This window comes from Streptomyces sp. WM6372, assembly GCF_001279655.1.
Lineage (GTDB): Bacteria > Actinomycetota > Actinomycetes > Streptomycetales > Streptomycetaceae > Streptomyces.
The window spans coordinates 1-12599 of sequence record NZ_LGDB01000220.1 but is presented as its reverse complement, the minus strand read 5'-3'; the positions used below and the strand labels follow the sequence as shown (position 1 = coordinate 12599).

Sequence of the window (12599 nt, the reverse complement as noted above, 5' to 3'; positions counted from 1 at the left end):
GCTCAGGGAAGCCGCCCGGGGTGGGCCCCGGGGGTGTGGCCGAAGGCGCGGCGGAAGACGTCGATGAACGCGCTCGCGGAGGACCAGCCGCAGCGGTGCGCGACGGCGGTGACCGGGGTGCCGACGGCCAGCAGCCGCAGCGCCTGGTGCAGGCGCAGCTGGGTGCGCCACTGCGGGAAGGTCATGCCGAGTTCGGCGCGGAAGAGGCGGCTCAGGGTCCGCTCGCTCGCCCCGGCTCCGGCGGCCGCGCCCAGCTCCGCCAGCCCGCGGGGATCCGCCGGATCGGCGTGCAGCAGGGCGCACACGGCCGCCAGCCGGGGGTCGGCGGGCGCGGGCAGGTGGAGGGGCTGCAGCGGGGCGGCGCGCAGCTGGTCGAGCAGGACCCCCAGCAGCCGGCGCCGCTCGGGGCCGTCGTCCTCGGGTGCCCGCGTGTACGCCAGGATCAGCTCCCGCAGCAGCGGTCCCACGGCGATCACGGCGGGGGTCTCCAGGGACAGCGGGTTGAGGCGGGTCGGCAGGCCGACGGAGTGCAGGTCGGTCCGCCCGTACGCGCGGTGCTCGTGCACCGTCCCGGCCGGGATCCACAGGGCGCGGGTGGTGGGGGCCACCCAGGTGCCGGCGTCGGTGGTGATCGACAGCACTCCAGAGCCGGCGTAGGCGATCTGGTGGTCGTCGTGCCGGTGCGGGTCGATCCCGACGTGGGTGTCGAGCGCGCGGATGCTCGTCGCGGCCCGGGGGGTGTGGCGGATCTTCTGCATCACCCGGCAATTTATCGGAAGCGGGCCGCCCGCGGCAGCGGCGATCGTCGACCGGTGAACTCATCGAAGACCGCTTCCGAGCCGCCCGCCGCGACAGGGACGCGTCCCGTGCGGCGCCGCCGCACGGCCGCCTACGCGGCCGGTCATTCCTGCGTGGACGTCTACCAGGGCGCCGTCGCCGCGCTCGTCCCCTTCCTGGTCTCCGAGCGCGCTTACGGATACGCCGCCGCCTCCGGCATCGTGCTGGCCGCCTCGCTGCTGTCCTCCGTCGTCCAGCCGCTGTTCGGGGCGCTGGCCGACCGGTGGGCGATGCCGTGGCTGATCCCGCTGAGCACGGCCGCGGCCGGGCTGGGCATCGCCCTCGTCGGCGCGGACGCCGGCTATCCGGCCACCGTCGCCGCGGTGGCCCTGTCCGGGCTGGGCGTGGCCGCCTACCACCCGGCGGCCGCCCGGCTGGTCCGCACCGCCGCGGGCGGCCCCGGGCACACGGCGATGAGCTGGTTCGCGCTGGGCGGCAACATCGGCTTCGCCTGCGCGCCGCTGCTCGTCGCCCTGGCCCTGTCGGTGTCCGGACCGGCGGGCTGGTGGCTGCTGGCCGTCCCGGCCGCGCTGGGCGTCGTACTGAACCTTCCCCGGCCGGCGCGGAAGCCGGCGGCCGGACCGGCGGCGGCGCCGTCCGCCAGAACGCCGGGGCCCGAGGACCGGCGGGCGTTCCTGCGGCTCTCGCTGGTGGTGGTCGTCCGGTCCGTCGCGTTCATCGGGCTGAGCACGTTCATCGCCCTGTACGTGCGCGAGCGCGGCGGCGGTGACGGCGCCGGGACGGTGGCCCTGTTCGCCCTGTTCGCGGGCAGCGCGGGCGGCACCCTGCTGGGCGGCCGGCTGGCCGCCCGCTGGGGCCGGACCGCCACGGTCAGCCGGGCCTACGCGGCGGCCGCTCCGGCCGTCGCCGGCGTGCTGTGCCTGCCCCTCCCCCTGGTGTACGTCTGCGCGGCGCTGGCGGCCGCCGCCCTGTACGTGCCGTTCTCGCTCCAGGTCACGCTGGGCCAGGACTACCTGCCGGCCCGCATGGGAACGGCGAGCGGAGTCACCCTCGGCCTGACGGTCAGCGTCGGCGGCCTGGCGAGCCCCTTCATCGGCGCCCTCGCGGACGCCACCTCCGTACGGACCGCCCTGCTCCCCCTGGCCGCCCTCCCCGTGCTGGCCTGGGCCCTGGCCCGGCGCCTGCCGGAGCCGGCACCGGCCGCCTGAGCGGAGGCGGCCGGGCGGCGCGGGCCGGCCGCGGTCAGTCCTTCGGGAGGGCCCGGTGCGCCCGCCAGGCGGCCAGGGACTGCTGCCGGGTGCCCTCGGGGTGGCGCTCGTGCCAGTCGCGCAGGAACCGGTTGAACTCGAACTGGGCGGCGACCTCCTGGGGTTCGGCCGCCCGGGCGCGGGTGGAGTGCCAGTGGGCGACGGCCTCGGCGAGGGTGTGCCCCGCGTGTCCGGCCACGTACTCCCGCATGAAGGCGTCGAAGTGGAAGCCCGGCCCGATCTCGCCGACGAAGAAGGCCCTGAGGAGCTGACTGCACCGCTGGCCCTCCGGGATCACGGTGTCTCCGTCGACGGGGGCCGTGAGCTGGCGCCCGCTCCGGCGCGGGGCGCGGACCGGATCCGGCGGCCGGATCCCGTCGAGCGCGGCGGCCAGCCGGGCCGTCAGCGCCACCTTTCCGCCCGTGGCGGGCAGTCCCATCTTCCGGGCGAGTTCCGAGAGTTCGGCCAGCGTCCAGTACCAGCGCAGCAATTCCGCCCCGGTCAGTTCCGGGGTCGGGGCGGGCCGAACTTCCTCGATATTCGCACTCATGTTCCTATTCTAGGAGGAGGCCCGTCCCGGGACCGCCACGCCGGTCGGCGCGGACCGGAGCGCCGGCGGCGCGCGGTCCGGGTTTCATGGGCGGGAGAGTGAATCCCGGAACGACCGCAGGAGCCCGGATGACCGCCCCAGCCGACCGCACCGACCGCTCGCCCGTGACCCTCGACGGCGGCACCGCCCTGGTCCTGATCGACCTCCAGCAGGGCATCCTGGCCCTGCCGATCACCCGGCCCGCCGCCGAGGTCCTCGCGAACGGCATCCTGCTCGCCGAGGCGTTCCGCGCCCACCGGCTGCCCGTGGTGCTGGTCAGGGTCGCCTGGTCGCCCGACGGCGGCGACCTGCCCACCGCCGACGTGGACCGCCCGGGACCGGCCGCCGCCCCGCCCGCCGCGTTCTCGCAGATCCCGGCCGGGCTCGCCGCCCTCGGCGACGTCGTGGTGACCAAGCGCCACTGGGGCGCCTTCACCGGGACCGAGCTCGACCTCCAGCTGCGCCGCCGCGGCATCCACCGGATCGTCCTGGCCGGGATCTCCACCAGCGTCGGCGTCGAGTCCACCGCACGTACGGCCTGGGAGCACAGCTACGCGCTGGTCTTCGCCGAGGACGCCACCGCCGACACCGACTCCGCGTCCCACGCCCACTCGTTCGGCAAGATCTTCCCGCGGATCGGCAAGGTCAGCACGACCGCCGAGATCGTCGCCGCCCTCGGCGACGCCTGACCCGCATTCCGCCTGACGCTGCGACAATTATTCCGTTTAAACCCGGGCCTGGACCTGACGTGACATCAAATGGCCGGAATTGTTGCCGTTTCAGCTGTGGCTATGCTCATCACCCGAGTGACTGATGACTTTTATCGATCACTTACGGGCAGAGTGGGGCGGCCGATAAACACCCCCACGTGACCGCAGGACCGGAGAATCGATGGACAGCAACCTTGTCATCCAGACCCCCGCTGGTGGCCAGGAGTTCGACGAGAGCCAAGTGCCGCTCTATTACAGCCGCAAGACCGCGGACATCCTCCACAAGTACGGACCTGGACCCAGGGTCCACTTCCACATGGGCCTCTTCGGCCCGGGCGCGACGCCGAACACCACCGTCTCCCAGCGCGTGCTCAAGCGGCGCATCGTGGAGTCGCAGGAAGCCATCGTCGAGCACGCGGCCCGCAGTTGGGGCGCGTACGCCACCCCGCCCGCCAGCGTCCTCGACATCGGCTGCGGTGTCGGCGGCGGATCGCTCTACTGGGCCCAGGAGCACGGCGCGACGGTCACCGGGCTCACCGTCGCGGCCGATCACATACCCGTGATCGAGGACTTCGCCCGCCAGGCCGGCGTCGGCGACCGCGTGACCCCCCTCCTGGCCAACGTGCACGCCTTCACGGCCGACCGGCAGTACGACGCCGCGTACGCCAACGAGAGTTCCGGCTACATGGACCGCGAGCGGCTCTTCCAGGTCGTGGCCAAGTCCCTGAAGCCGGGCGGCTGGTTCGGCATCCAGGAGCACTTCATCTGCCGGCCCGAGTGGACCGAGTTCATCGACGGCTACTACAAGACGCGCCTGGGCACCCTCACCGAGTACCTCACCGCCGCCGAGGCGGCCGGCTTCGAGCTGGAGCAGGACGAGGACGTCACCGACCGGGTCGCCGAGTTCTGGGTGCAGTCCATGGCCTGGAACAGCGCCGAACTGGACCTCGTCGAAAGCTCCGGCGCCCGGACCGCCTGGTCGCGCGAACGCCTCCAGGAGTCCACCATCACGCACGGCAAGCTGTTCCGCATCTGGCGCGACCACGCCCTGGAGACCCGGCTGCTGATGTTCCGTCTCGGCGGGGGCGGCTGACCATGCCACCCGTGTACCGCGAGGACGCGCCCCCTTCCCGCATCGGCTGGGAACTGCCGCCGTTCTACTGGCCGTTCGAGAGGGAGCCGATCCATCCCAAGGCGGCCGAACTCGAAGAGCGCGCCATCGCCTGGATCGACGCGTTCGGCCTCTACCCGAACGCCGCCGAGCGTGCCTGGGGCCTGGCGTCGCGCAGCGCCGACTTCGTCAGCCGGATCGTCCCCCACGGCGACGTGGAACTGATGCTGCCGTTCGCCCAGTGGTGCTACTGGGCCTTCGCAGCCGACGACTGGCAGGATTCCGGGACGGGCCCGGCGCGCACGGCGTCCGTCGTCGACCAGGGCGCCCGGCTGATCCGCATGCTCGAAGCGCCCGGCTCCGGTCTGCTGCCGCCGGGCTCGCACAGCGCCGCGCTGGAGGACCTGCTGGCCCGCACCCGGGCCACGCTCACCCCCTTCCAGCTGCGCCGCTTCATGGAGGGCGTGCAGGAGTGGGTGCTGGGCGCCGCCGCGCAGGCCGCGAACGCCGAGCGGGGCGTCATGCCGAGCCTCAACGACTTCGCGGCGACCCGGGTGTGGGTCGGCGGCACCCGGTTCCTGCTGACCTGGTGCGAGGCGGCCGGCGGAATCGAGGTTCCGGCCGAGGTGCTGTACTCCCCACCCGTCCAGGCCCTGACCGACGCCGCCGGGTTCATCGTGGCCTGCGACAACGACCTGTTCTCGTACAACAAGGACGACCACCACGAGCCGCTGGAGCAGAACCTGCTCAACGTGCTCGCCCGGGACCACGGCTGTACGCCCGCCGAGGCGCTGCCCGCCGCGTACGCGCTGCGGGACCGGGCGGTGACGCTGTTCGTCCGGCTGCGCGAGCAACTGGCGCGCGGCGCCGACGAGCAGCTCGGGCGCTACCTCGTCGCGCTGGAGCACTGGATCGCGGGAGACACCGAGTACCACAACCGGGCCCCGCGGTACGCCAGTCCGCGCAACCGCAACGCGTTTCCCGCCGAGGGGGCCTCGTACGACATCACCTGGACCGACACGCCCAGTGACCCGAGCGTCGAGCCGCTGCCCCTACCGGCTCTCGCCTGGTGGTGGCAGCAGCTCGACGACGCGTCGCGCTGAGGTCAGCCGCGGCCGCGCAGGCGCGTCCACCACGAGCCCCGGCCCGTCGGCCGCTCACCCGGAACGGGAACGGCCGGCGGGGCCGTACGGGGCGGCTGGGCGGCCGTACGGGCCGGCTGGGCGGCCTGCCGGGGAACCGGCGTGGAGCCGGTGACGGTGCTGACCCGCGGGGTGAACCGCACCGGGAGCGCCACCAGGTGACGCGACAGCAGCGAGGACGTCCACTCGAGCTCGTCCTCGGGGACGGCCAGCTCCAGGTCGGGCAGCCGGGTCAGCAGGGTGTCGATGCCGGTGTCCGCGATGGCCCGGCCGATGTCCTGTCCGGGGCACTCGTGCGGGCCGCTGCTGAAGGCCAGGTGGGATCGGTTGCCGTGGACGGGCACGGTCGTGTCGGGCCGGATCTCGGGGTCGAGGTTTCCCGCCGCCAGCCCGAGCAGCAGCATGTCCCCGGCCTTGATCCGCGTTCCGCCGAGCTCCGTGTCGCCGGTGGCCCAGCGCCCGAGCATCGTCATGAACGGCGGCTCGTCCCACAGGACCTGCTCCAGCGCGTCCGGCAGCGTCATGTGCCCGCCGGACAGGTTCGCGCGGAACCGGCGGTCGGTGAGGACCATGCGCACGGTGTTGGCGATCAGGTTGGCGGTCGTCTCGAAGGCCGCGATCAGCACCAGCCGCAGGTGCTCCACGACCTCGTCGTCGCCGAGCGCCGTGGGGTGCTCCAGCATCCACGTGGTGAAGTCCCGGCCGGGCTCCTCCCGCTTGCGTGCGACGAGCTCGCGGAGGGCGACCGAGACGTACTCGAAGCTCGCGAGGGCCGTCTCGGTGCCCCGGAGCATGTCGCGGGCCGCCTCGACCAGACGCGGCCCGTAGGACTCCGGTGCCCCGACGAGCTGGGTCATCACCAGCATCGGCAGAGGCTCGGCGAAGTCCCTGACCAGGTCGGCCCGCCCGGACTGGGCGAAGGCGTCGATCAGCTGGTCGGCGAAGCGTTTGACGTAGCGCCGTATGCCGCGCCGGTCGAAGCGCTCCAGAGACTCGGTGATCGCCCCGCGCAGCCGCTCGTGGTCGACGCCGTCGACCAGGTGGCACGCCGGCTGCCACGCGGTCATCGGCGTCAGGGGGTGGTCCGGCGGGACGTTGCCCTCCCGCATGTCCCGCCAGTGGCGGGGGTCGCGGGCGAACCGCGTCGGGGTGCGCGCCACGTCCAGGTTCTCCCGGTGGCCCAGTACCAGCCAGGCCGGGAGGTCGCCGTGGACGAGGACGGGGGCCACCGCGCCGTGCTCGGCGCGCAGCTTCTCGTACAGGCCCATGGGGTCGGCCTCGGCCTCGGCGCCGTAGAGCCGGTGGGCGGGGCAGCCGGGTGGCGGGGCGGCCGGACCCGGCTGGTGGGTGGGGGTGGTGCTCACGATGCCTCCGGGGTCGCGGCGAGGGAGTGCAGGTAGCGCATCAGCGTCATCAGGACGTCGCGGCTGGAGTCGCGCCGACGGGCGTCACAGAAGACGAGCGGTACCGAAGTGGGCAGGTCGAGGGCGGCCCGCAGCTCCTCCAGGGGGTGCTCGGGCGCGTCGGGGAAGGAGTTGACGGCGACCACGAACGGCACCCCCCGCTCCTCCAGCCGGCCGATCACGTCGAAGCTGACCTCCAGCCGGCGGGTGTCGACCAGGACCACCGCGCCGAGCGCGCCCTCGAACAGGCCGCGCCACAGAAACCAGAAGCGCTCCTGTCCGGGGGTGCCGAACAGGTACAGCACCAGCTCCTCGTTGATGCTGATGCGGCCGAAGTCCATGGCCACGGTGGTGGAGGTCTTGCGCTCCACCCCCGCCGTGTCGTCGACGCCGACCCCGGCCTGGGTCATCGTCTCCTCGGTGGTGAGCGGCCGGATCTCGCTGACCGAGCCGACGAGGGTCGTCTTGCCGACCCCGAAGCCGCCCACGATCACCACCTTGACTGCGGCGGCGGCCGTGGCCGGCAGCGCGTCCTCGCGCCGGGGCGCGGTGGCCCGGTCAGAGCTTTCGAAGTCCATCGATGACTGCCTCAATCAGTGCCAGGTCCGGGAGTTTGGCGGGGGCGACGGGTGGGCGGGAGAGCACGTGGTTGGCTGCGAGCAGGTCACCCAGGAGGACGGTGACCACGCTCACCGGCAGGCCGAGATACGCGGAGATCTCGGCCAGCGAGAGCGGCGACTGGCACAGCCGCATGATCGCCGCGTGCTCCGGCTGCATCCCGGGCCTGGGCCCCGACTTGGCGATGATCAGCGTGACGAGGTCGAGGTGGCTGGGGTCTAAATCGCCGCTCCGGCCGCCGGTGATCACGTACAGCCGCTCGGGAGTGCCGTCCTCCCAGTCCCCGCCCGGGTTGCTCACGCCGGCTGCCCGTCGCGGCGCGGCGGGCTGCTCAGGTGTTCTCCGATCCGGGCGACGAGGTCGCGCATCCGCTGGCCCATCAGACCGGCGTCGACGCCTTCGCCGGCCAGTACCGCGAGGAAGGCGCCGGCGCCGGCCGCCATGAGGTAGAAGAACCCGCCGTCCATCTCGATGACGACGAGCCGCATCCGCCCGCTGCTGCCCGGGAGTTCGCTGGCGACGGCGCCGGCGAGGCTCTGCAGTCCGGCGCAGGCGGCCGCGAGCCGGTCGGCGGTGTCGGTCTCCGCCCCGTACTGCGCCATGCGCAGGCCGTCCGCGGACAGGACGATGACGTGGCGGGTCTGCGGGACGCCCTCGGCCAGGTCCTTGAGCATCCAGTCCATATTGGTCTGCTGCTGGCTCATGGCTGTTCCCCCTTGCTCGCCGAGGCCGGCGAGGCATCCGTGTTCTGGCTCGCCGCGCCGCTCCGGCTCGCGGCGGTCTTGCTGCTGTCCGAGGACAGGCCGTCCTGGAAGGCGGCCAGCCACATCCCGGGCTGCACCTCGGGCCGCGGTTCCGGCGCGGGATCGGGCGCGCGTCCGGATCCGTACGCGTACCCGGTCTCCTGCGCGTACCCGTGCCCGGCGCGGTCCGCGGCCGCCTCGGCCGCCGCCACGATCCGGTCTCCGGTGCCCGTGCCGGCACCGCCCGCGGCCGCGGGCGCCTCGGGTGCCACGGCGCGGGTCTTGCGGCGGCGCTGCGGCAGGCCGCCCGGGGTCCGCTCGGTCACGGCGGGTACCTCGTCGGGCTCGGCCGGCATCCGGGGTCCGGTGACCGGGCGCGCCGGCTCCGGCCGTACGTCCTGGGTTCCGGGAGCGGCGGTGGCCGCGCCGGTGGCGGGCGGCAGGGCGGCACGGGGGCCCGAGGCGGTGCCGATGCCGTGGGCGACGCCGGTCGCGGTGGCGGCCGTGGTGATGAGCGACTGCGGGATGACCAGCACGGCGCGTACGCCGCCGTACGCCGACGCGCGCAGCGAGACCTGGAAGTCGTACGCCTGCGAGAGCCGGCCGACCACGGCGAGGCCCAGGCGCGGGGTCTCGCCGAGGTCGGTGAGGTCGATGCCCTGCTGGGCCTGGCGGAGCATGCGCTCGGCCCGCTTGCGGGCCTCCTCGCTCATGCTCACGCCGCCGTCCTCGATCTCGACGGCGATGCCCGAGTTCACGTCGACGGCGGTCAGGTGGACCCTGGTCTGCGGCGGGGAGTAGCGGGTCGCGTTGTCCAGCAGCTCGGCGAGCGCGTGGATCAGCGGTTCGACGGCGGGGCCGACGACGGCGACCTGCGAGACGGAGTGCAGCTCCACGCGCTGGTAGTCGATGATCCGCGACATGGCGCCGCGCAGCACGCTGTAGAGCGGGACGGCCTTGCTCCACTGGCGGCCGGGCCGGGCCCCGCCGAGCACGGCGATGGAGTCGGCGAGGCGGCCGATGAGGGCCGTGCCGTGGTCGAGCCGCAGCAGGTCGCCGAAGACCTTGGGGCTGCGGCCGTGTCGGTCCTCCATCTCCCGCAGTTCCTGGGCCTGTTGGTGCACGATGGCCTGAACACGGCGGGCGATGTTGACGAAGGCGCGCTGCGCGGAGTCGCGCAGGTCCTCCTCGGCGACGACGGCGTCGAGCACCGAGCGCAGCACGGCCTGGTGCGCCGCCCTGAACTCCTGTGTCAGTCCGGGCCCGTGGGTGTCGAGTTCCTCCAGGGAGGCGAGCACCTCCTCGGGGAATTCTCCCTTGCGCAGCCTCTCCACGACATCGGGCAGCAGCTCCTGCGCGAGTCGTACGGTCTCGGCCTGCTGCCGGTGCAGGGCCGCTTCCTGCGCGGCGACGGTCGCCCGCAGCGCGGCGACCGCCTTGCCGCGCCGGGCCGCCTCACCGCAGGAGAGGGCGACGGCCACGAAGGCCACGGCTCCCACCCAGGCGACGGGGGTGCGGGCAGGTGCGGACACCTGCACCACGGCGAACGCCGCGACGGCGGCGGTCAGCAGGGCGGGCAGCGCCCAAACGACGGGTGAGGTGGGCCCTGGACTTCCGGGCGACGATCCCACGCGAACCATCAGAACCCTCAAACGATCGAAAGTGAATGATCATATGACAACGGCCCGGAATCTTAGCGTCTATGTGCACGGCTCTTGACAGCAGGTCATGATCCGGACGGAGTTGGAAGGTTGACGCTCCGAAAGATGGCCGAAACCCGCAGTCGCCCCTCCTCTACCGGACCCGTCCGACCCCCCAGCCACCACTGCACTCCAGTGCCTCCACCACGGTCCGAGGCCCCCGTCTCCCACCGCACGGAACGGCTGAATCCCGTCAGCCAGAAGGGCCGCGTGACATCGCCTCCGCGGTCTGAGCCGCGGCTCCGCTGCGCGGACCATTGCTCCGGTTGCCGCCACACGTTGACCGGCCCGCGGATACGATCCGGCTGACGGGCTTGCGCGGACTCCTGCGATGAGTGCCCCGGGCTTCGTCACGCACCGGCGCAGAAGAGGAACGGACATCCTGTGAGCAGTGCTCGCTCTGACGGACGGGTGCAGCCCGCCTGCCCGGGCGACCCCAAGCGGGTCGGACCGTACCGGATCATCGGCCGCCTGGGCTCGGGCGGCATGGGCACCGTTCACGCCGGACTCGACCCGGCGGGCCTGCGCGTCGCTGTCAAGCTCGTCCATGCCGCCCACTCCGCGGACGCCGAGTTCCGCGCCCGCTTCCGCCGCGAGGTCCAGCTCTCCACCCGCGTCCACGGGCCGTGCCTGATGCCCCTGCTCGCAGCCGACCCCGAGGCCGACACCCCATGGCTGGCCACCGCCTACGCCCCGGGGCCCACCCTCGACCAGCACATCGCGGCCCACGGTCCGCTCACCGGCGGCACCTTGTACGCCTTCGCCGCCGGCACCGCCCAGGCTCTCGCAGCCATCCACGACGCCGGCGTCGTCCACCGGGACGTCAAACCGCAGAACGTGATCCTCACCCCCGCCGGCCCCCGCGTCCTGGACTTCGGCATCGCCCGAGCAGCCGACGGCACGTCCGTCACCCGGACCGGCGTGATGACCGGCACGCCCGGCTGGATCAGCCCGGAGCACTACCGCACCGGCGCTGTCGGCCCCGAGGGCGACGTGTTCGCCTGGGGAATCCTCGTCGCCCACGCCGCCACGGGCCGCCTGCCCTTCGGCACGGGAGCCCCGGACGTCGTCGCCTACCGCGTCATGTCCGCCGAGCCCGACCTCGCCGGCCTTCCCGGAGAACTCCGCGGCATCGTCGCAAGCACCCTCGTCAAGACCCCCGAAGGCCGCCCCGCCGCCCACGTGATCGCCGAGGAGTGCGCCGGGATCCTTGCCGCCCAGGCAACCCGGGTCCTCCCGCCCGCCGCGGATCCGACCCTGGCCTGCGATCCCATCGGGGCCGAGTGGGACGTGCCCGCCGCGGACGACCCGTCGTGGCGTCCCCCCGCCCGCCCGGGCCGTCGCGCCGTGGGCATCACCCTGGCCACGGGAGCCGTCGTCGCTGGGCTGACGGGCGGGGTCTTCGCGCTCCGGTCCGCAGACGCGGCGCCCCCGCCGGCCTCCGCCCGCCCGCACGGAACCGCAGGTTCCACGACGGCCGCCACTCCCTCCGCCGCTCCACCCGGTGCCCGTTCGGGAAGCCTCGAGCCGGCGTCCGCGGACAGCGCCGAGGCGACGATCGCCACGTGGCGCACCGCGCGTCGCGCCCGGGGAGAGGCGGAGCTGGAAACCGGGGCGGCACTCAGCCATGACGTCAGCCTCGGGGTGGGCCCGGACCACGACTACGACGGGCGGTACGAGGTGGGCTTCGCCCCGCCGCGGAAGGAGGTCTATATCGCCATCCGCGGCACCGCACCCGCCCCGTACATCGTCCAGGAGGTGGCCAGGGACGCCTGCACCAGCCTCCGCATGATGGCGGACATCCATGCGGACCTCCCGTACGACGAGTACGTGTTGGTGGACGCCACCACTCCTGCCGCGCCCGCCATCGTGTGGGAGGGGAACTTCCGTACCAACACCGGCTGCGCCACCCGGGCCGCCGACCGTGACACCACCGGCGGCCCCCGGGCCCGGGAGTGGCAGCCCACCGAAACGGGCTGGGAGGCGGCGAGGATCCCCAGCAGCGACAAGGCGGAGATCCGCGTGGCCACCGATGCCGTCCACCGGCTCTTCGGGGACTGGAACGGCAATTCCCGCCTGGTCCACGACCCCCGCTACATCAGCGACGAGAACACCAGCATCGGGTTCGCCCCGCACGAGGGCGTGATGTACGTGTGGGCCTCGAAGCCCGAGTGGAACCGGGACACCCAGCAGGAATGGGCGGAGGCCGCCGCCGACGTGGCCTGCGAGGCGCTCCTCGCCGAATCCCGCGCCCCCGAGGAATGGGCCTACGCCCGGTACGCGGTCGGCGTCGTCGGCGACGACGGCCGCCCCCGCTTCCTGCGCTGGGCTACCGTCGGCGCGTGCAGGGCTTGACCACACGCGAGCGGCCCGGTCCTGTCCCGGAAACGGCGAAGGGCCTTGCCCCACCGAAGTGAGACAAGGCCCCCGGTACTGCTTGGTGTGGGGTGGGTGTCGGATTGCGGTCAGCGGCTGGTGCCGCCGAGACCGGACGGACCCTGCCAAGCACCATTGCTCACCCAGTCATTGGCGAGACTT

Annotated in this window: 12 protein-coding genes; 5 read left to right on the top strand and 7 right to left on the bottom strand. The window is 73.4% G+C overall.

All coding sequences use genetic code 11. The features are described 5' to 3' along the window. Positions 1-2: 2 nt before the first annotated feature. Entirely contained in the window at positions 3-758 is a 756-nt protein-coding gene (locus ADK52_RS31225) for an AraC family transcriptional regulator (RefSeq protein WP_053693220.1), read from the bottom strand. Between the two features lie 108 nt (positions 759-866). Between ADK52_RS31225 and ADK52_RS31220 the strand changes: the two genes are divergently transcribed. Beyond that, positions 867-2006, top strand: a complete 1140-nt coding sequence (locus ADK52_RS31220; protein WP_053693219.1) for an MFS transporter — start codon at positions 867-869, stop codon at positions 2004-2006. 34 nt (positions 2007-2040) lie between these two features. On the opposite strand, the gene ADK52_RS31215 is transcribed toward ADK52_RS31220, so the two are convergent. Then, positions 2041-2595 (bottom strand): DUF6434 domain-containing protein, encoded by a 555-nt coding sequence (locus ADK52_RS31215; RefSeq protein ID WP_053693218.1) that lies wholly within the window; start codon positions 2593-2595, stop codon positions 2041-2043. Between the two features lie 128 nt (positions 2596-2723). On the opposite strand from ADK52_RS31215, the gene ADK52_RS31210 reads away from it, so the two are divergent. The 3 genes from ADK52_RS31210 to ADK52_RS31200 all read left to right on the top strand — a co-directional run bounded on the left by ADK52_RS31210 (position 2724) and on the right by ADK52_RS31200 (position 5558). Continuing rightward, the gene (locus ADK52_RS31210) at positions 2724-3323 is read left to right on the top strand and encodes a hydrolase (protein ID WP_053693217.1); all 600 of its coding nucleotides are present in this window, start codon (positions 2724-2726) and stop codon (positions 3321-3323) included. Between the two features lie 202 nt (positions 3324-3525). After that, positions 3526-4437, top strand: coding sequence for an SAM-dependent methyltransferase (locus ADK52_RS31205; RefSeq protein WP_053693216.1), 912 nt, complete (start codon positions 3526-3528; stop codon positions 4435-4437). A 2-nt stretch (positions 4438-4439) separates the two neighbouring features. Beyond that, on the top strand, positions 4440-5558 hold the full coding sequence (locus ADK52_RS31200; protein WP_053693215.1) for a terpene synthase family protein: 1119 nt from the start codon (positions 4440-4442) through the stop codon (positions 5556-5558). A 2-nt stretch (positions 5559-5560) separates the two neighbouring features. Here ADK52_RS31200 and ADK52_RS31195 read toward each other — a convergent pair whose 3' ends face one another. Genes ADK52_RS31195 through ADK52_RS31175 form a run of 5 tightly spaced genes read right to left on the bottom strand, consistent with a single transcriptional unit; the run spans position 5561 to position 10001 of the window. Further along, a complete protein-coding gene (locus ADK52_RS31195; protein WP_053693214.1) occupies positions 5561-6961 on the bottom strand; it encodes a cytochrome P450 in 1401 nt (466 codons plus the stop codon). Next, on the bottom strand, positions 6958-7578 hold the full coding sequence (locus ADK52_RS31190; RefSeq protein WP_053693213.1) for a GTP-binding protein: 621 nt from the start codon (positions 7576-7578) through the stop codon (positions 6958-6960). The genes ADK52_RS31195 and ADK52_RS31190 overlap by 4 nt, the downstream gene beginning before the upstream one ends. After that, entirely contained in the window at positions 7559-7918 is a 360-nt protein-coding gene (locus ADK52_RS31185; protein WP_053693212.1) for a DUF742 domain-containing protein, read from the bottom strand. Before ADK52_RS31185 ends, ADK52_RS31190 begins: the two co-directional genes overlap by 20 nt. Further along, on the bottom strand, positions 7915-8322 hold the full coding sequence (locus ADK52_RS31180; RefSeq protein WP_053693211.1) for a roadblock/LC7 domain-containing protein: 408 nt from the start codon (positions 8320-8322) through the stop codon (positions 7915-7917). Before ADK52_RS31180 ends, ADK52_RS31185 begins: the two co-directional genes overlap by 4 nt. Beyond that, positions 8319-10001, bottom strand: coding sequence for a sensor histidine kinase (locus ADK52_RS31175; protein WP_053693210.1), 1683 nt, complete (start codon positions 9999-10001; stop codon positions 8319-8321). Before ADK52_RS31175 ends, ADK52_RS31180 begins: the two co-directional genes overlap by 4 nt. A gap of 444 nt (positions 10002-10445) precedes the next feature. On the opposite strand from ADK52_RS31175, the gene ADK52_RS31170 reads away from it, so the two are divergent. After that, a complete protein-coding gene (locus ADK52_RS31170) occupies positions 10446-12416 on the top strand; it encodes a serine/threonine-protein kinase (protein WP_053693209.1) in 1971 nt (656 codons plus the stop codon). The last annotated feature ends 183 nt before the right edge of the window (positions 12417-12599 follow it).